This is a genomic window from Mycolicibacterium sp. MU0050 (assembly GCF_963378085.1).
Taxonomy (GTDB): Bacteria; Actinomycetota; Actinomycetes; order Mycobacteriales; family Mycobacteriaceae; genus Mycobacterium; species Mycobacterium wendilense.
In genome coordinates, this window is sequence record NZ_OY726395.1 from 3,701,478 (window position 1) to 3,720,151 (window position 18,674).

Sequence of the window (18,674 nt, forward strand, 5' to 3'; positions counted from 1 at the left end):
GTCCGCCCCGCCGGTCGGACTAGCCGACTTCCCCGGTCGGCACGTCGGCGGCGGGCGTCGTCGTGACCGCTTCCTCCACCGCCTCGACGGGCTCCGGCTCGGTCGCCGGGGCCGGCACGGCCTCCTCCGGCCGAGAGCTCTCGATCACCACCGCACTCGTGGGCACCGTGGTCACCGCCGGCTCGGGGGCTTCGGCGACCGGCGGCGCCGACGGTGTCGTACTCGGAGCCGGAGTGCTGGTCGCCCGAGGCGCCGACGAAGGCGTGGGCGTGGGCGACGGAGCCGCCGAGCTGGTCGGCGCCGCGGGCTCCGTGGTGGGCTCGGCCCCCGGTTCGGTGGGCTCGGCCGACGGCCCGGTGGTGGGTTCCACCCCCGGCTCGGCCGGATCGGTCGTCGGCCCCGCGGGCTCGGTGGTGGGATCGGCCGGCCCGGTCGTGGGCTCGGTGGTCTCCCCCGGGACGACGGTGGTCTCCTCGTCCTCGGCCGGCACGGTGCCCGGGTCCGACGGCGCCGTCGTCGTCGGCGCAACGGGGGCCGGCAGCTCCAGCAGCGTGACGCCCGGCGGCGGAGGCACCGCGGGCGCGCCCGGGGTGACGGGCGGCAACGTGGCCTGTGGATCGCGGGTGCCGACCTTGACGCTCAGCTCGTTCCACTGCTGGATCAGGTCGGCCTTGTGTTCGACGTCGCCGACGGTCTGCACCGACGTGCTCACCTGTTCGAGCTTGGCCTGGGCCTGTTCCCAGTCGCCGCGCTCGATCAATTGCTGCACTTCGGCCATCTCCGTCTGGGCCGCCAGGGTCACCCGGTCGTCACGCACCGACGGCGACTCGCCGAACAGCGCGGTGCGCAGCCCGTACATCGAATCACCCGGCTGCGCGCCACCGACCAGCGCGCCGAAGCCGCCGATGGCCAGCACGCCGGCGGCCAGCGAGGCGACCACGGTCAGCGCGCGCCGCGGCCGCGGCTTCGGGGTCTGGGCGGCCAGCCCGTCCTGGATCGCGACGGCGGCCTCGTCCTCGGTGATGAACCGACGGACCGAGGGTCCGCGCACACCGTCGCGCCAGTCCTCGAGCAGAGCGAACAGTTCGGCGTCGGCACGGTCGGCCGGACGCACCCGACGCTGTCCGGCCAGCGCGTCGAGCAACTGATCGGTGCGAGCGATGTCGTCGAGGGATTCGGGTCCCTGACCGGAGCCGGGGCGGAAGTCAGGCATAGTCGTACCCCGACGTCGTGATCTGCGTCTTCAGCTTGGCCAGCGCGCGATGCTGGGCGACCCGGACCGCGCCGGCGGTGCTGCCCACCGCCGCGGCGGTCTCCTCGGCGGACATGCCGACCACCACCCGCAGGATCAGGATCTCGCGCTGCTTCTCGGGCAGCACCTTCAGCAGTTCCTCCATCCGGGCGGCCGAGTCGGCGTTGATCGCCTGCTGCTCGGGCCCCATGTCCGGGGAGTAACGCTCGGGTACCGACTCGGTGGGCTCCGCACGGTTGCGACCCGCCGCGCGGTGCGCGTCGGCCACCTTGTGCGCTGCGATGCCGTACACAAAGGCCAGGAACGGTCGTCCCTGATCCTTGTAGCGCGGCAGCGCCAGCATGGCGGCCATGCACACCTCCTGTGCGACGTCGTCAGCTGAGAGACCGCTGCGCTCCGCGGTTCCCACGCGAGCCCGGCAATACCGGACCACGATGGGGCGGATGGTCTCCAGCACTTCCCGGAGCGCATCACGGTCGCCGGCCACCGCTTCAGCAACGACGGCGTCGAGACGTTCTCCTGGAATTGTCATCGACGGCGATATCTCCAACGTTACGGCCGGACAGATCCCGGCGGCGCGGCACAGCTAAACAATAACGGCCCGGTGGGACCGCCCCACGGTCAACGCGCGCACCATGCGCCTCCGCGCTGCCCGACGACTTCGGCGGCGGTATCCCTGATCAGCCGAATCTGCTCCACCGTATGTACCTCGCTGCCGATCCCCAAAAGCAGGCTCGCGACCGCCCACCGCAACGGGACCAAACCGTGTCGTTCGGTGCGGGCCAGCAGGTCGTCGGTCAGCGTCGTGGCCTCGGGGATGCGCCCGGCGCAGCACAGCGCCGCGGCCAGCACCACGTCGCTCTTGACGCGATGCCGCACCGAGGCCGGGCCGTCGGCGGCCAATGTCACCCCGCAGCGGGCGTGCTGCAGCGCCGCGTCGGGACGGCCCTGCGCCATCGCCAACTCGGCGCTGACCCATTCGATGCGCACCGCGTGCCGGTCGACGGGCGCCCCGGGCGCCTGTTCGGACCGGGCCCGGTCCAGCAGCCGGGCGGCGGCGGCGAATCGGCCGACGCCCAACGCGTCGGCCGCGAGCCCGACCAGCGCGTCCGTCCGTGCCGCCGGGTCGTCGCCGGCCAGCAGGAGCGCCCGGCCGTCCCAACCGCGGGCGAGCCGATGCCACCCGAGCTGGCGCAGCAGGGAGCCCTCGGTGCTGTGCGCCAGGGAGGCCGGCGGGCCGCCGGGCAGCTCGCGGCGCAGGGCGGCCAACTCGGTGCGTGCCGCGGCGTAGCGCCCCTGTCCGCCCAGTGCCACGGCGCGCAGCCAACGCTCTGCGGAGCTCTGGGCCGGCGGCAGTGGGTATCGCCCGGGGGTGTCGCCGAAAGCCGCGGCCCACAGCGGACCGGAGGTGGGGAGGGGAAATGCGTGCGACATCGCCGCGGACGCTATCAATTCACAAGTTAACAGTTGGCGCCCGCCACGTTACGAACATATAAATTGCCCCCGCCTCACAGGTGGACGAGTTTGCCCGTGAGGTGACGGCGACGTGCGGAAATTCAAGATCACCGTGATTCGTCCGCATTCGACGGACACCGCTTGGTAACCGAACCGCACTAAAGGATGAACATGAAGTAAATTCTTACGCTGCGGTTATGCCCCTTACCACAGCCACCGCCTATTGACTCCCTTTCCAAGGGACCCATATTTTGTGAGGGCACTCGAGTTGTCATCGGCGACAGCACTCGGACTTCACCTTCCTTTGCCACAAAGGAACTCGGCGACAAGGGGTTCTCCAATGCCACAGCCGCAGCAACTTCCCGGGCCCAACGCCGATATCTGGGATTGGCAAATGCACGGTTTGTGCCGGGGTGTCGACTCCTCGGTGTTCTTCCACCCGGACGGTGAGCGCGGCCGGGCGCGCGCGCAGCGCGAGATGCGCGCCAAGGAAATGTGCCGCGCGTGCCCGGTGATCGCGCAGTGCCGCTCCCACGCCCTGGCCGTCGGCGAGCCCTACGGGATCTGGGGCGGCTTGTCGGAGGCCGAGCGCGAGTTGTTGCTCAAGCGCGGGATCCGTCGCAGCGCCTGAACCAGCCCAACACCCACCGCCGCGACCACCGCCAGCGCCGCCAACCACGGCAGCAGGTAGCCGAAGAGCAGGAACAGGTCCCCGGCGGCCTCCGTCAGGTTGTCCCAGCCCCGCTTGACCTGCCCGAAGAAACCCTCGTAGCGCTGCGGTGCCGGCCCACCCACCTGCTCGGCGGTGAAGGTGACTGCCACGGTGCTGTAGGCGATTCGATCCCCGAGCGCCGTGCGCTGGGCGCGCAGGCTGTCGAGTTCGGCCTGGCGCTCCGAGAGCGCGTCCTCGGCGCTGATCAGCGCTTCGGGATCGCGCGCATCGCGCATGATCGACAGCAGGCGCTCCACCGAGGTCTGCAGCGCGGTGATCCTCGCGTCGAGGTCGACGCGCTGCGCGGTCACATCCTCGACGCGGGTGTCCAGGTTCTGCACGAATCCGAGCGTCTCGAGTTCCTCGAGCACGTCGTCGAGACGGTCGGCCGGCACCCGCAGCGTCACCGTCGACTGCGCCCGCCCGGCGCCGGAACCGGCGTCGTCGGTGCGGTTGTCGACCCGACCGTCGGCCTCGGTCGCGATGTCGGCGGCCCGATCCGCGGCGTCGGTGGTGTCGGTGACCGTGACCCGCATCGTGGCCGTCTTGACCACATCGCGGTGGGCCTCCGGCGCCACCGAGGCGGGCCCGCTCTTCTCCGGCAGCACCGGCGCCGCGGGGGCCTCGGCCATGTCCGCCGCGTCCGGGGCGGTGCCCCGCAAGGCGCCCTGCCCCGCGCACCCCGTCAGGGCGACGATCGCGGCCAGTCCCAGTACCAACACCGACAGCCAACGAGGGGTCATGCGACAACGCTAGATCACCCTCGGGGTGCCGCACCGCGGAAATTCGGTTGGCGACGCCCGATTCGGGCGCCGAGATCCGCGTGCGAGACTGAGCCGGACCACCACACAGCCGATCCATCCTGGGAGGAGTCGCGCAATGACCGATCTGTCCGGCGTCACGGCCGTGGTCACCGGAGGGAACTCCGGGATCGGCCGCGCCATGGCCGTCGGCATCGCCAAAGCAGGTGGCGCGGTGTCGATCTGGTCGCGCAACGCGGATCGCAACGCCGAGGTGGTGGACGAACTACGCGCCCTGGGCGCGACGGCGATGGCCGTGTCGTGCGATGTCGCCGACGAGGCCGCGGTCGCCGACGCAATGCAACAAACCGTCACCGAGTTGGGCCCCCTCGGATGTTTCGTGGCCAACGCCGGGACCGTCGCACCGGCCAGTCAGGTCGTCGACACCACCTTGGAGTCGTGGCGCGCAATCGTGCGCACGAACCTCGACGGCGCCTTCCTGTGCACCCGCGAGGCCGCCCGACGTTTCGTCGAGCAGGGCAACGGAGGCTCCATCATCGTGGTGTCCTCGACCTCCAGCCGCTACGGGGCCGCCGGTCTGGCCTCCTACGCGTCCAGCAAGACCGCCCTGCTCGGGCTGTCCCGAACCTTGGCGGTGGAATTGGCTCGGCACCGGGTGCGCTGCAACACGCTGATCCCGGGGTGGACGCGGACCGGCATCACGACCCATCTGCAAGAGGACGACAGGTTCATGGCGGCCACCACCGCGCGCACGCCCGTGCGGCGTTGGGCCGACCCCGACGAGTATCAGGAAATCGCGGCGTTCCTCGCCGATCCCAAGTTGACGTTCCACACCGGCAACGAAGTGGTGGTCGACGGCGGTTACACCGTCTTCTGAGCCGGCCACCAACCTCGGCTGACCTGCGGCTACCTCGCCAGTTCCCGCAGCACCGAATCCGTTGCGGCCCAATCCATGCACTTATCGGTCACCGACTGCCCGTAGGTCAGCGGCTGAGCCTCGGGCGCCTGGGCCCCACCGACCAGGAAGCTCTCCAACATCACGCCGCTGATCGGGAGCCCATCGCGCACCAGCTGGGCGACCTCGGTCGCCACGCCGGCCTGCCGGAGGTGGTCCTTGCCGGAATTCGCGTGGCTGCAATCGATCACGACCCGCCCGGGCAAGCCCGCCGCCTCCAGCCGAGCCACCGTTTCGGTGACCGCGGCGGCGTCGCAGTTGGGTCCACCGGTACCGCCGCGCAGGATCACGTGGCAGTCCTCGTTGCCCTCGGTGGTCACCACCGCGCCCCGCCCCAGGTCGTCCATGCCGAAGAAAACGTGGGAGGCCCCGGCGGCCTTCGCGCCGTCGACGGCGACCTGGATGTTGCCGTCGGTGCCGTTCTTGAACCCGACCGGCATCGACAACCCGGACGCCAGCTGCCGGTGCACCTGGGATTCGGTGGTGCGGGCGCCGATCGCCCCCCACGCGACCGCGTCGGCGATGTACTGCGGGCTGGTCGGCTCCAGGAACTCGCAGCCCACCGGCAGCCCGATGTCGATGACATCGAGCAGCAGCTGACGGGCGACGCGCAGGCCGCGGGCGACGTCGAACGTGCCGTCCATGCCCGGGTCGTTGATCAGGCCCTTCCAGCCGACGGTGGTGCGCGGCTTCTCGAAGTACACCCGCATCACGATCTTGAGTCGGTCACCGAGTTCGGCGGCGATCTTGGCGAGGCGGCTGGCGTACTCCAGCGCGGCCGCCGGATCGTGCACCGAACACGGGCCCACCACCACCAGCAGCCGGTCGTCGCGGCCGGCCAGGATGTCGGCGACCTCGTCGCGGTCGCGGGCCACCCGTTCCGCGCGGCGGGCACCCAGCGGAAGCTCGGTGAGCACCTCATGGGGGCTGGGGATCGCGCTGAAACTCCGGACCCGCCGGTCGGATGTCACCGGTGCGGAGACGGTCTGCGCCACGTTCATCTTCTTCTGAGTGCCTTCCTGATATGGGGCACCTGCGAAATCCCGGCGCCCCTTCAATGACGAAAGGCAGCAACCTGATGGTCACTGCCTGGGCTCCGGGTGGATGCGTGCTTAGTGCTGCGCTTTATCGGCTCCGCCCGGAGCCTGCATAAAGCGCCAATAGCTGGCACACACGCCGATGTTCACGCCGACCAGGTTATACCGCGGCCCCTCCGCCGTCCAAAACGGGGTGCGGGTGTGGCCAGCCCCCGCTGGTCGGGCCGTCGGTGCCCCGGTAACTCGCCGACACTGCGGATCCGTCCGCGACACTCCGCTCCGGCGGACGAATCCGCACGTTCGAGGGGTGGTCAGTGCGGCGCTCGCGACGCCCTGATCGAAAACGCCCCCGACCCAAGGTTGGGTTCACACGGTCGTCGCAACGCTCTCTTATCTGAGAGGTTGCGGCGACCGTGTCGTTTTCGGAGGACTGTGTTCAATTTGGTGATCAGCTAGCAAAGCTCGTCGATGCGGGCGTGCCGGTGCGGGAAGCGGCGGAGTCGTTGGGGGTGTCACGGCAGCGGGCGTATGCCATCTTGAGTGCCACCGGCCGGCCGATGGGCTCGCCGCGTCCGGATGTCACCGGTGTGGATCCTGCGCGGGTGGCAGCGGTATTTGCAGCAACTGGCTCGGTGAATGCGGCGGCCAAAGCTGTCGGAGTGGCGCACTCCACGGCCCGCCGGATGCTTGTGGAGGCGGGCTTGGTCGACCCAGCGCGGCGCACGCGCGGCAAGACCTGCGAGAAAGCACGGTTCTTTGAACTGCTCGAGGAGGGCTGGTCGTCGGCGCGGGCCGCCCGAGAGGCCGGGGTCAATGTGCGCACCGCCCGGGATTGGCGTGCCGGTATCCGCAAGGTTGGCAACACGCGGGTGTATTCCGATGGCACGGTCGTCGATTACGCCAGCGGGACGCGGTACATACAACCGGTGAAATCCACTGCTGCCGAACAGCGTCCTGCATCTGGACAGGCATCCGCCAGTAGGTATTTGCAGCTCGCCGATCGGCTGGTCATCGCCGACGGCCTGACCGCCGGCCTGAGCTACACCGTGATCGCCGACAAGCTCGGTCGGAATAAGTCGACGGTGTCCCGCGAGGTCGCTGCGCACCGTGTCGAGGGCCTCTACCTGCCATATCAAGCCGATGCGGCGGCTGCGGCGGCACGGTCCCGGCCCAAGCAGTCCAAACTGGTCACCAATCAGAGGCTGCGTAAAGAGGTCGAAGAGGGGCTGGCCAAGCGGTGGTCCCCGGAAGAGATTTCGCATCGTCTGGTCAAGGATTTTCCGGACGACGAGAGCATGCGGGTGAGCCACGAAACGATTTATCAATCCCTCTACTTCCAGGCGCGCGGTGGACTGAAAAAGGAAGTGGCCCAGTCACTGCGAAGTGGCCGCACGTGCCGTAAACCGAACCGTAAGCCCGGTGAGCGTTACCAGCGGTTCGTTGATCCGATGCTCATGATCGCCGACCGGCCCGATATCGAGGATCGCGCGGTGCCCGGACACTGGGAAGGCGACCTCATCATGGGTGAACTCAACAAGACCGCGATCGGCACTCTGGTGGAACGCACCACCCGCTACACCATGCTGGTGCACCTGCCCGGGGGCCATGATGCCGAAACGGTTCGTGACGGGCTGATCGCCACCATGACGACCCTGCCAGAGCATCTGCGGGGATCGTTGACCTGGGACCAGGGCGCCGAGATGGCCGGGCACAAGGGGTTCTCGATGGCCACCGACATGGCCGTGTACTTCTGTGATCCGGCCAGTCCCTGGCAGCGCGGCACCAACGAAAACACCAACGGCCTGCTTCGTCAGTACTTTCCCAAAGGTACCGACCTCAGCATCTATGGGCCTGAGGACCTCGAACACGTCGCCCAGCAACTCAACGGCCGCCCACGCAAAACGCTCGGCTGGGATACCCCAGCCGAGCGCTTGCGTGATCTACTACAGGCTCAATAACCAGCAGTGTTGCGACGACCCCTAGAAACCGCCAAGCGGGCCGGGGGCGTTCGCGAACCAACTCAGTGCGCGTGGCCGTGATGACCGTGGCTGTGGCCGTGGTCGTCCTCCACCTCGATCGGCTTGTCGACAACAGCCGTCTCGGTGGTCAGCACCATCCGGGCCACCGACGCCGCGTTGAGCACGGCCGAGCGGGTGACCTTGACCGGGTCGATGACCCCATCGGCGGCCAGATCGCCGTACTCCATCGTCGCGGCGTTGAAGCCGTGACCGGCCGGCAGGTCGGCCACCTTGGCCACCACGACGGACCCGTCGACCCCGGCGTTGCTGGCGATCCAGTACAGCGGCGCGGTCAGTGCGGACGAGAAGACGTCCACACCGAGTGCCTGGTCACCGGACAGCGACGCCTTCAGGTCGGCCAGCTTCTTGCGGACCTGGATCAGCGCCGAACCACCGCCGGGCACAACGCCTTCCTCGACGGCAGCCTTGGCCGCGGCGACCGCGTCCTCGACGGCTTCCTTGCGCTTCTTGAGGTCGGTCTCGGTGGCCGCGCCGACCTTGATGACGGCAACGCCGCCGGCCAGCTTGGCGAGCCGCTCCTCGAGCTTCTCGCGATCCCAGTCCGAGTCGCTGGTCTCGATCTCCGAACGCAGCTGTGCCGCACGGGCATCGACGGCTTCCTTGGTGCCGCCACCGTCGACGATCACGGTGTCGTCCTTGCCCACCACGATGCGGCGAGCCGAACCCAGCACCTCGAGGCCGGCCTCGCGCAGGACCAGGCCCACGTCGGGGTTGATGACCTGCGCGCCGGTCACCACGGCGAGGTCCTCCAGGAACGCCTTGCGACGATCACCGAAGAACGGAGCCTTGACCGCAACGGCCTTGAGCGTCTTGCGAATTGCGTTGACCACCAGGGTCGACAGCGGCTCGCCCTCGACGTCCTCAGCCACGATCAGCAGCGGCTTACCGGCCTCGGCGACCTTCTCCAGCAGCGGCAGCAGATCCGGCAGGGAGCTGATCTTGTCGCGGTGCAGCAGCACCAGCGCGTCCTCGAGGACGGCCTCCTGGGTATCGAAATCGGTGACGAAGTAGGCCGACAGGAATCCCTTGTCGAAGCCGACGCCGTCGGTGATCTCGAGCTCGGTGCTCAGGGTCGAGGACTCCTCGACGGACACCACGCCGTCGCCGCCGACCTTGGTCATGGCCTCGCCGACCAGCTCGCCGACCTCGGGGTCCCGCGAGGACACGGTGGCCACCTGGGCGATGGCGTTCTTACCGTCGACCGGGGTGGCCGCGGCCAACAGCGCCTCGGACGCGGCGTCGGCCGCCTTGCCGATGCCCTGGCCCAGCGCCATCGGGTTGGCGCCGGCGGCGATGTTGCGCAGACCGGCCTTGATGATGGCCTGCGCGAGCACGGTGGCGGTGGTGGTGCCGTCACCGGTGACGTCGTTGGTCTTGGTCGCCACCGACTTCACCAGCTGGGCACCGAGGTTCTCGAACGGATCCTCGAGGTCGATGTCGCGGGCGATGGTCACACCGTCGTTGGTGACGGTCGGCCCGCCGAATGACTTGGCCAGCACGACATGTCGGCCGCGGGGGCCCAGCGTGATCTTGACCGCGTCGGCGAGCTTGTCAACGCCGGCCTCCATGGCGCGGCGCGCGGTTTCGTTGAACTCAATCTGCTTGCTCATAAATGTCTTTCCCTAACGGGTCATTCCCACTCGACGCGCACCGCCCCGGACGTCACCCTGTTACGGGGACCTCCGGGGCGGCACACTTTAGATCGCTACTTGGAGACGACGGCCAGCACGTCACGCGCCGACAGGATCAGGTACTCCTCGCCGTTGTACTTGATCTCGGTGCCGCCGTACTTGCTGTAGATGACGACGTCACCCTCCGACACGTCCAGGGGAATCCGCTTCTCGCCATCCTCATCCCAGCGGCCGGGGCCAACTGCGACGACGGTGCCTTCCTGCGGCTTCTCCTTGGCGGTGTCGGGGATGACCAGACCGGATGCGGTCGTGGTCTCGGCCTCGTTGGCCTGAACGAGGATCTTGTCCTCGAGTGGCTTGATGTTCACGCTCGCCACGATGGAGCCCCTTCACTCATGTTTCACTCTGATGTGTGGACGGCATTCGTGCCTACCTCGCGCCGTCGTCGCGGGTGCCGACTCGAGGTGGTCCGACTGCCGCCTAGCACTCTATACACGAGAGTGCTAGCACTCAAGGGTGGGCCGGTGCCTACGCGCCAAATCGCTGGCGGCGAACACGCAGGCTCGTGGGGTTGTTCACAGTTGGCCCTCCGTCCACAGGTCGGCCCGCTCCCCATGTCGCAGCCACCTCCACGGCAATAAGATCGCACACATGTTCGATGGATCGCTACCGGAGCCGGCGTCGCTGCCCGCCACCGCCGCTGCTGCGCTGGTCGACGCCATCACCGGCTGGTCGACGGCGGCCGCCGCCGCCGACGGCCGTCGGCTCGCCGCGATCGCCGAGTTCGTCACCCGCCGCTGCACCGACGAACACCCCGACTGGGCCTGCGACGACTGGGACGCCACCGCAGCAGAGATCGCCGCCGCCCTCAACATCAGCCACGGCCGCGCCAACAGCCTGATGAACCTGGCCATCACCCTGCGTCAACGCCTCCCCAAGGTCGGCGCGCTCCTGCTGGCGGGCGCCATCACCGCCCGGACCGCCCAGCTGATCTCCGACCGCACCTATCTGGTCTTCGACCCCGAGGCCGTGGCCGCCCTCGACGCCCGCATCGCCGCAGACGCGGTCAGCTGGGGCCCGCTGTCGGAATACAAACTCATCCAGGCCGTCGACGCCCGGGTCCAGCAGATCGATCCCGGCGCAATACGCCAAGCCACTCGCAACGCCCGCAATCGCGACGTCACCTTCGCCGACCCCGACGAGCACACCGGCACCACCGCGATGTGGGGCCGGCTGCTGGCCACCGACGCCGCCCTTCTCGACACCCGGTTGACCGCCATGGCCAACGCCGTGTGCCCCGAGGACCCCCGCACCATCGCGCAGCGCCGGTCCGACGCCCTCGGCGCCCTGGGCGCCAGATCCCAGCACCTCGCCTGCCTGTGCGGCAGCCCGGATTGCCCCGCAGCCACCGACGACGGCCGTGCCACGAGCGTGGTGGTCCATGTCGTCGCTGAGCAGGAGGCCGTGGCGGCGCCCGGCGAACCCGCGGAGCCCAGCCTGCACGGCCTCCACGCCACATCCGAGCCCACGCCGCGCCCGGACCCGGCCGAGCCCACCCGTCCGGCCCCGGCGCTGCTGGTCGAGGGCCGCGGCGGCGTCGTACCCGTCCCACTGCTGACCGACCTCATCGCCCGCGGCGCGAAGGTGCGACCGCTGATCACCCCCACCGAGGCCGAGCCTCGCTACCGGCCCTCGAGCACACTGGCCACTTTCGTCCGCCTGCGCGATCTGACCTGCCGCTTCCCGGGCTGTGACCGCCCGGCCTTCAGAACCGACATCGACCACACCCGGCCCTATCCGCAGGGCCTGACCCATGCCGCCAATCTTGGATGTTACTGCCGAAAACACCACTTGCTCAAGACTTTCTGGCCCGGCTGGACCGACGAGCAACTGCCCGACGGCACCATCGTGTTCACCACGCCGACCGGGCACACCTACCGCTCCAAACCCGGTGCCACGCTGTTGTTCCCCGACTGGCCCGCCACGCCGGCGCCGGCAGAGCCCGCCCGCCCCGGCCCGCCACCGCGCTCGCTGGGCCGCACCCTGCTGATGCCCACCCGCAGCCAGACCCGCGCCAAAGCCCGTCGGCAGCGCATCAAGTCCGAGCGCGCCCTCAACGACGAGGCGGTCGCCGAACGATGTTCCCCGCCGCCGTTCTAGGCCAACGAGCCGGGATCTATCAGCAGGTGATCCGACACGTCGCCGAGCATCTCGATCGCGACGGTCCGGTCGGTGAAGAACCATCCGTCCGCGTCCCGGGCGAAGGTGTCGGCGTACCGCCCGACCACGATGGGCTGCAACGACACCGCCTCGGTCTGCTGGAGCACGCAGAAGGTGGACCGCGCGGTCGCGGCATCCCCGCTCACCTCGACGATCGGGTTGAGCACCAGATGCCGGGTGCGGGGGGTGTTCCCGTGCTCGGGAAACCGGCGGGTGGTTCCGGCGAACAGTTCCGCGATGCGCGCCGGGCCCGCCACGCCCATGAAGGCGCCTCGGCCCAGCAACTGCCCGACTCCGTCGAAGTCGCCGGCATCGACCAGCTCGGCGTAGCGGTAGAGCAACTCGGTGACGGCTAGCCGATCGGCCGGCGCGCCCGTCATGCGACCTGGCTCTGCACCACGGGCAACCCGGGATCGCTGGCCACCCCCAGCGGCGACGACGGCGCGCCCGCGGCCAGCAGATGCGCGGCGAACGAGGCGATCATCGCGCCGTTGTCCGTGCACAGCCGGGGCCGCGGCACGCGCAACGTCAACCCGGCTGCCGCGCAACGCTCTTCGGCGAGCTCACGCAACCGCGAATTGGCCGCCACACCGCCGGCGATGATCAGCGTCGACACCCCCAGATCGGTCGCGGCGCGCACCGCCTTGCGGGTCAGCACGTCGGCGACCGCCTCCTGGAACCCGGCCGCGACATCGGCGGGATTCGCGTCCGGATGAGCCTCCATGTGCCGCGCGACGGCGGTCTTGAGGCCCGAGAAGCTGAACGCGTACGGCGCGTCGCGCGGACCGGTCATCCCACGCGGGAACACGATCGCGTCCCGATCGCCGGTCCGGGCCAGATCGTCGAGTACCTTGCCGCCGGGATAGCCCAGCCCCAGCAGCCGCGCCACCTTGTCGTAGGCCTCCCCCGCCGCGTCGTCCACGGTGGTACCCAACTCGACGATCGGCTCGCCCAGGGACCGCACATGCAGCAGATGGGTGTGCCCGCCCGACACCAGCAGGCCGATGCTCTCCGGCAGCGGGCCGTGGTCGTAGACGTCGGCGGCCAGGTGCCCGCCGAGGTGATTGACCGCGTAGAACGGGACATCCCAGGCCGCCGCGTACGCCTTGGCGGCGGCCACCCCCACCAGCAGCGCCCCGGCCAGGCCGGGGCCGATGGTCGCGGCCACGACGTCGGGCCGCCGCACCCCGGCCGCGGTCAACGCGCGCCGCATCGTCGGGCCCAGCGCCTCGAGGTGCGCCCGAGACGCGATCTCGGGCACCACGCCCCCGAACCGGGAGTGCTCGTCGACGCTGGAGGCCACCTCGTCGGCCAACAGCGTCACCGCGCCGTCGGCGTCGAGCCGGGCGATGCCGACACCGGTTTCGTCGCAGGAACTTTCGATCGCGAGAATGACGGTCATCGTGGCTCCCCCGGTTCCAGTCGCATGGTGTAGGCGTCCGCGCCGCTGCCCGGGTAGTAGCGCTTCCGCACTCCCATTCTGACGAAGCCGGCGCGCTCGTAGAGCCCGATGGCGGCCTCGTTGTCGGTGCGCACCTCCAGGAAGACTACGCCTCCGGCGGCGAAGCCCAGCAGATCATCGAGCAGCCGACGGCCGATCCCGCGGCCCCGCCAGTCCGGATCGACGCCGATGGTGTGGATCTCGTACTCGAACGGGGCACGCCGGCCCAGCCGGGTGATCCCGGCGTAACCGACGAGCCGGCCATCGGCGCGCGCCGCGACGTAGTGGTTGTGCGCGCAGGCCACCGCGTGCCGGAACGCCCGCGCCGGCCACGGGTCGTCCCCGGCGAACAGCTGCGACTCCAGCTGGGCGCACCGTTCGGCGTCGGCGGCGGTCAGCGCGTCGATCACGACGGCCTCCACCTCCCCGGTCATCGCAGGCCCCGCTCGGCGAGGGTCTTGGCGTCGGGCCGGCGCAGATACAGCGGCACCAACGGCTCGGGTTCCCCGTCCCAGTTCGACACGGCCGCAACCAGTGCCGACGGCGCCGGAAACTCCGGCCCGACGACGGGCAGACCGAACTGGGCCGCGTGGTCGGGCGACCCGGCGACCGCGACCACACTGTCGAGTGCGACATCGGCCGGGGCGGCCACCTCCGGGCCGCCCACCCGCACCCCGTCGCGGTAGCGGGCCCAGTACACCTCGCGCCGGCGCGCATCGGTCACCACCAGCACGTCCCCGGAGGTGCACCCACCGATGCCGTCGAGGCTGCACACCCCGTGCACCGGAATTCCCAGCGCATGCCCGTAGGCCGCGGCCGTGGCCATCCCGACGCGCAGGCCGGTGAACGGGCCCGGCCCGCAACCGACCACCACCGCCTCCAGGTCACTCATCGGCAACGCGGCATCACCCAGCGCCCCAAGGACATTCGGCGTCAAACACTCGGCGTGCGCACGCGGGTCCCGGGTCACCCGCTCGGCCAGCAGCTCCGCGGCCGACCCCGTGCGCCGGACGATAGCGGCGATGACGGCCGGGGTCGCGGTGTCGATCACCAAAACGTTGGTCACGGGCCACTCCAGGTCCACGTCGCGGTACGCACCTCGGACTCGGCGGCGCGGTCCAGCCGGATGTCGAGATGCCGGTCCGACAGCCGCTCGGCGAGGCCCTCACCCCACTCCACCACCACCACGGCGTCATCGAGGTCGGTGTCGAGGTCCAGCGAGTCCAGCTCGCCCAGCAGATCGGCCGCGGCGTGATCGAGCAGCCGGTAGACGTCCACGTGTACCATCGCCGGGGCGCCGGCCCGACGCGCCCGGTGCAGCCGGGCCAGCACGAAGGTCGGCGAGGTTACCGGCCCGTCGACATCCATCGCCGCGGCAATCCCCTTGGTCAGGACGGTCTTTCCCGCCCCCAGCGGGCCCGAGAGCACCACGACGTCCCCGGCCCGCAACTGTGCGCCCAGGCTCACCCCGAGCGCCATCGTGTCCTCGGCGGTGGCCAGCGTGGCCGCGCCCGATGCCAGCCGATTTTGATCAACCACGGGAGCGCGCCCGATCACGCAACCGGCGGGTCAGCGCCACCAGCTTGTTCGGGCCGGCCCGGTGGACCAACCGCGCCAGGGCATCGTTGATCACCGCCGGCTCCTCCAGTTGCACCAGATGACCCGCATCGCCGATCACCAACAGCTCCGACTTGGGCAGCGCCGCGGCCATTTCCGCGGAATGCTCCGGAGTGGTCAGCACGTCACCCGAGCCGCACGCCACCAGGGTGGGCAGCGCGGCCAGCGTGGTCAGACCGTCGGCCTCGTCGTGGGTGCCCAGCGCGTGCAGGAATCCGACCATGGTCTTCACCGGGGTGTCGTGGATCATCTGCTCGGTGTAGTTGGCGACCGTCGGGCTGATCTCGTCGTCACCGAACGAGGCCGCCTGCAGGATCGGAGCCAGCACCGTGCGCACCGCGCCACGGCCGCGGTGCAGCAGGTTGGGGGCGTAACGGGTGGCGAACCGGGCCATCTCCAGGGCCGGATTCTGCAGGATCTCGCCGATGGGTGAGCGCGAAAGCCCCTCCGCGGCAGAGGAAATCAAGGCAGCCCCGACAATGTGGGCACCGTACTGCTGCGGGAACTGCCGAGCGTGCGACAGCACGGTCATGCCGCCCATCGAATGCCCGATCAGGACCACCGGCCCGGTGGGCGCCAGCAGGGTCAGCACGGTCTCGAGGTCGCGGCCCAGCTGCTCCACGGTGTAGGTCCGGTACGAGGCGATACCGGATCGGCCGTGGCCGCGCTGGTCGTAGAACACCATCCGGACCTGATCCCCCCACAACGGGGCCAGATCGCGACGCTGGAAATAGAAGGAGCCCATGCCCATACAGAAGCCGTGCACGAACACCACCGTCATCGGCGCGTCGGCGGGGCCCACCTCGCGTACCGCGAGATCGACGCCGTCCGGGGTGGTGACCACGCTGCTGCGATCGGTGTCGAAGAGGCTGAAATCCTCACCGGCGTAGGGGTCTTCGCGACGGGTTCGCCGGGTCAGGGAGCGTGCCGTCGACACCCCGGCCACGGTCCCCACCGTGCCGAGGCCGGCCGCGCCCGCCAGCCACCGCCGGGCGCTCACGGCGCACCGGTCCCGGTGTAGACGCGGGTGACCCGGGCCCGCGGGCTGGTCACCACCTCGTAGTGGATGGTGTCGAGCAACTCGGCCCAGTCCGCGGCGGTCAACTCCCCCGAATGACCCGGACCGAACAGGACCGCCGTGTCGCCCTCGACGACGTCGGAGGGCCCGGGACCCAGGTCGACGACGAACTGGTCCATGCAGATCCGCCCGACACTCGGGCGGCGACGACCGCGGATCGCCACGTCGACCCGGCCGCCCAGCGAGCGGAAGATGCCGTCGGCGTAGCCCAGGGGAATCAGCGCGACGGTGGTGTCCCGGTCGGCGACCCAGGTGTGGCCGTAGGACACCCCGGCGCCGCGGCGCACAGCCTTGACCATGGCCACCGGGGCGGTCAGCGTCATCGCCGGGATCAGGCCGGGGTCGCCGTGCTGCGGCACCGGGTTCAGACCGTAGGCCGCGATGCCGGGCCGCACCATGTCGAAGGCGAGGTCGGGGCGGGTCAGGGTGGCCGGCGAGTTGGCCAGGTGCGCCACCTCGAAGGTCACGCCGCTGCGGCGCGCGGCCGCAATCAGCTCGGTGAAGCACTTGGCCTGCAGGTCGTTGGTGGGATGTGCGGGCTCGTCGGCGCACGCCAGGTGGGACATGATCCCGCGGGCGCGCACCGCCCCCTCGGCCACCGCACGCCCCAGCGCGGCGACCAAATCGGGGAAGTCCGCGGCCGCGACGCCGTTGCGGTTCAGTCCGGTGTCGACCTTGACCGTCACCGCGGCGCTGGTGCCGGTCTGCCGCGCGGCGGCCAGCACCTCCTCGAGTTGGCGCAGCGAGGACACCCCGAGTTGCACGTCGGCACGCAGCGCGGGGGCGAAATCGGTGCCCGGTGGGTGCAGCCACGCCAGGACCGGGGCTGTGATCCCCGACGCACGCAGCTCCAGGGCCTCCTCGACGGTGGCCACGCCGAGTTCGGCGGCGCCGGCCGCCAGCGCGGCGCGCGCCACCGGGGCGGCGCCGTGTCCGTACCCGTCCGCCTTGACGACGACCATGACCTGCGCCGATGGCGCACATTCGCGCAGCGCGGCGACGTTGTGCGCGATGGCGCCCAGGTCGACGATGGCAGCCGGTCGGTTCATGTTGTGATCACCGCGCTCGATTGTCCCAGGCGAGCGGTCAGTGAGCGAAATGCTCCTCGTCGGAGAAGCCGCCGACGCCGACCTTTTCCAGCTTGGCCAGCACCTCGACCAGGTCGTCGCGCAGCGCCCGCGCCAGGTTCGCCGAGAACCCCTCCCGCACCACGACGCGCAACACGGCGACGTCGGCGGCGTTGTCGGGCATCGTGTAGGCCGGAACCTGCCAGCCGTAGCCGCGGAGCAACGCCGAGATGTCGTACACGGTGTATTTGGTGCCCGGTTTCAGCTTGAACGACAGCACCGGGATGGCCGACCCGTCGGAGATCACCTCGAACTCCGGTAGGGCGGCGATTTCGGCGGACAGCCACCGCGCCGTGTCGGACAGGGTGCGCATGACCTCGGTGAAGCCGGCACGGCCCAGCCGCAGGAAGTTGTAGTACTGGCCCACCACCTGGTTGCCCGACCGGGAGAAGTTCAAGGTGAACGTCGGCATGTCCCCGCCGAGATAGTTGACCCGGAACACCAGCTCCTCCGGCAGATGCTCGGCGTTGCGCCACACCACGAACCCGATGCCCGGGTAGGTCAGGCCGTACTTGTGGCCGCTGACGTTGATCGACACCACCCGCGGCAACCGGAAGTCCCACACCAGGTCCGGGTGCAGGAACGGCACCACGAACCCGCCGCTGGCGGCGTCGACGTGCACCGGGACGTCCGGACCCTGCTTGGCAGCCAGCTCGTCGAGCGCTGCGCAGATCTCGGCGACGGGCTCCAGCTCGCCGGTGTAAGTGGTCCCCAGGATGGCGACCACCCCGATGGTGTCCTCGTCGACCGCGGCGGTCACCTGCTCCGGGGTGATCACGTAGCGCCCGTCCTCCATCGGCAGGTAGCGCGCCTCGACGTCGAAGTAGCGGCAGAACTTCTCCCACACCACCTGCACGTTGGAACCCATCACCAGATTGGGGGTACGGGTCTTCCAGCCGGTCTTGGGGTTGTCGCCCACCTGTTGGCGCCAGCGCCACTTCATCGCCAGCCCGGCCAGCATGACGGCCTCGCTGGAGCCCACCGTGGACACCCCGATGGCCGTCGACGGGTCGTCGTCGCGCAGGCCCTCGGCGTGGAACAGGTCGGCGACCATGCACACGCAGCGCTGCTCGATGGCCGCGGTCACCGGGTACTCGTCCTTGTCGATCATGTTCTTGTCGAACGTCTCGGCCATGAGCTCGCCGGCCTCGGGGTCCATCCAGGTGGTGACGAAGGTGGCGAGGTTCAGCCGGGAGCTGCCATCGAGCATCAGCTCGTCGTGGATGAACCGGTAGGCCTGATCGGGGGCCATCGACTCGTCGGGCAACCGCAGCGCCGGGACCGGGGAAACCGACAGCCGGCCGGTGTAGGCGGGTTCCAGGGACGAGGAGCGGGACACGTTGGGCATG

General features: G+C 69.9%; 19 protein-coding genes. 4 read left to right on the forward strand and 15 right to left on the reverse strand.

Annotation, left to right across the window (positions count from 1 at the left end):
- Positions 1–19 precede the first annotated feature (19 nt).
- The 3 genes from R2K23_RS17605 to R2K23_RS17615 all read right to left on the reverse strand — a co-directional run bounded on the left by R2K23_RS17605 (position 20) and on the right by R2K23_RS17615 (position 2,686).
- A complete protein-coding gene (locus tag R2K23_RS17605) occupies positions 20–1,213 on the reverse strand; it encodes an anti-sigma-D factor RsdA (protein ID WP_316510843.1) in 1,194 nt (397 codons plus the stop codon).
- Positions 1,206–1,784, reverse strand: coding sequence for a sigma-70 family RNA polymerase sigma factor (locus tag R2K23_RS17610; protein ID WP_316510844.1), 579 nt, complete (start codon positions 1,782–1,784; stop codon positions 1,206–1,208). Before R2K23_RS17610 ends, R2K23_RS17605 begins: the two co-directional genes overlap by 8 nt.
- 89 nt (positions 1,785–1,873) lie before the next feature.
- Positions 1,874–2,686, reverse strand: a complete 813-nt coding sequence (locus R2K23_RS17615) for a hypothetical protein (protein ID WP_316510845.1) — start codon at positions 2,684–2,686, stop codon at positions 1,874–1,876.
- A 361-nt stretch (positions 2,687–3,047) separates the two neighbouring features.
- Here R2K23_RS17615 and R2K23_RS17620 point away from each other — a divergent pair, with 361 nt between their 5' ends.
- Positions 3,048–3,338, forward strand: a complete 291-nt coding sequence (locus R2K23_RS17620) for a WhiB family transcriptional regulator (RefSeq protein ID WP_316510846.1) — start codon at positions 3,048–3,050, stop codon at positions 3,336–3,338.
- Here the strand turns inward: R2K23_RS17620 and R2K23_RS17625 are convergent.
- Entirely contained in the window at positions 3,263–4,162 is a 900-nt protein-coding gene (locus tag R2K23_RS17625) for a DUF4349 domain-containing protein (protein WP_316510847.1), read from the reverse strand. The genes R2K23_RS17620 and R2K23_RS17625 overlap by 76 nt on opposite strands.
- A gap of 136 nt (positions 4,163–4,298) precedes the next feature.
- Between R2K23_RS17625 and R2K23_RS17630 the strand changes: the two genes are divergently transcribed.
- The gene (locus tag R2K23_RS17630) at positions 4,299–5,057 is read left to right on the forward strand and encodes an SDR family NAD(P)-dependent oxidoreductase (protein ID WP_316510848.1); all 759 of its coding nucleotides are present in this window, start codon (positions 4,299–4,301) and stop codon (positions 5,055–5,057) included.
- 29 nt (positions 5,058–5,086) lie between these two features.
- On the opposite strand, the gene R2K23_RS17635 is transcribed toward R2K23_RS17630, so the two are convergent.
- Entirely contained in the window at positions 5,087–6,136 is a 1,050-nt protein-coding gene (locus R2K23_RS17635; RefSeq protein WP_316510849.1) for a 3-deoxy-7-phosphoheptulonate synthase, read from the reverse strand.
- A gap of 719 nt (positions 6,137–6,855) precedes the next feature.
- Here R2K23_RS17635 and R2K23_RS17640 point away from each other — a divergent pair.
- Positions 6,856–8,130 (forward strand): IS30 family transposase, encoded by a 1,275-nt coding sequence (locus R2K23_RS17640; protein WP_465270714.1) that lies wholly within the window; start codon positions 6,856–6,858, stop codon positions 8,128–8,130.
- 62 nt (positions 8,131–8,192) lie between these two features.
- Here R2K23_RS17640 and groL read toward each other — a convergent pair whose 3' ends face one another.
- Positions 8,193–9,821 (reverse strand): chaperonin GroEL, encoded by a 1,629-nt coding sequence (groL, locus tag R2K23_RS17645; RefSeq protein ID WP_316510850.1) that lies wholly within the window; start codon positions 9,819–9,821, stop codon positions 8,193–8,195.
- Between the two features lie 95 nt (positions 9,822–9,916).
- Complete coding sequence (gene groES, locus R2K23_RS17650; protein ID WP_003929249.1) at positions 9,917–10,219, reverse strand: co-chaperone GroES; 303 nt, start codon at positions 10,217–10,219, stop codon at positions 9,917–9,919.
- Positions 10,220–10,493: 274 nt separating this feature from the next.
- On the opposite strand from groES, the gene R2K23_RS17655 reads away from it, so the two are divergent.
- The gene (locus R2K23_RS17655) at positions 10,494–12,002 is read left to right on the forward strand and encodes an HNH endonuclease signature motif containing protein (RefSeq protein WP_316510851.1); all 1,509 of its coding nucleotides are present in this window, start codon (positions 10,494–10,496) and stop codon (positions 12,000–12,002) included.
- On the opposite strand, the gene R2K23_RS17660 is transcribed toward R2K23_RS17655, so the two are convergent.
- The 8 genes from R2K23_RS17660 to R2K23_RS17695 are packed head-to-tail and all read right to left on the reverse strand — an operon-like array spanning position 11,999 to position 18,673.
- Positions 11,999–12,442 (reverse strand): nuclear transport factor 2 family protein, encoded by a 444-nt coding sequence (locus tag R2K23_RS17660; protein WP_316510852.1) that lies wholly within the window; start codon positions 12,440–12,442, stop codon positions 11,999–12,001. The genes R2K23_RS17655 and R2K23_RS17660 overlap by 4 nt on opposite strands.
- Complete coding sequence (gene tsaD / locus R2K23_RS17665; RefSeq protein ID WP_316510853.1) at positions 12,439–13,464, reverse strand: tRNA (adenosine(37)-N6)-threonylcarbamoyltransferase complex transferase subunit TsaD; 1,026 nt, start codon at positions 13,462–13,464, stop codon at positions 12,439–12,441. The genes R2K23_RS17660 and tsaD overlap by 4 nt, the downstream gene beginning before the upstream one ends.
- Positions 13,461–13,937 (reverse strand): ribosomal protein S18-alanine N-acetyltransferase, encoded by a 477-nt coding sequence (gene rimI / locus R2K23_RS17670; RefSeq protein ID WP_316510854.1) that lies wholly within the window; start codon positions 13,935–13,937, stop codon positions 13,461–13,463. The genes tsaD and rimI overlap by 4 nt, the downstream gene beginning before the upstream one ends.
- Complete coding sequence (gene tsaB, locus R2K23_RS17675; RefSeq protein WP_316510855.1) at positions 13,934–14,569, reverse strand: tRNA (adenosine(37)-N6)-threonylcarbamoyltransferase complex dimerization subunit type 1 TsaB; 636 nt, start codon at positions 14,567–14,569, stop codon at positions 13,934–13,936. Before tsaB ends, rimI begins: the two co-directional genes overlap by 4 nt.
- On the reverse strand, positions 14,566–15,042 hold the full coding sequence (gene tsaE, locus R2K23_RS17680) for a tRNA (adenosine(37)-N6)-threonylcarbamoyltransferase complex ATPase subunit type 1 TsaE (protein WP_316510856.1): 477 nt from the start codon (positions 15,040–15,042) through the stop codon (positions 14,566–14,568). The genes tsaB and tsaE overlap by 4 nt, the downstream gene beginning before the upstream one ends.
- Positions 15,035–16,120 (reverse strand): alpha/beta fold hydrolase, encoded by a 1,086-nt coding sequence (locus R2K23_RS17685; protein WP_316510857.1) that lies wholly within the window; start codon positions 16,118–16,120, stop codon positions 15,035–15,037. The genes tsaE and R2K23_RS17685 overlap by 8 nt, the downstream gene beginning before the upstream one ends.
- Complete coding sequence (alr, locus tag R2K23_RS17690; RefSeq protein ID WP_316510858.1) at positions 16,117–17,247, reverse strand: alanine racemase; 1,131 nt, start codon at positions 17,245–17,247, stop codon at positions 16,117–16,119. Before alr ends, R2K23_RS17685 begins: the two co-directional genes overlap by 4 nt.
- Positions 17,248–17,284: 37 nt before the next feature.
- On the reverse strand, positions 17,285–18,673 hold the full coding sequence (locus tag R2K23_RS17695) for a glutamate decarboxylase (RefSeq protein ID WP_316510859.1): 1,389 nt from the start codon (positions 18,671–18,673) through the stop codon (positions 17,285–17,287).
- Position 18,674: the final 1 nt, after the last annotated feature.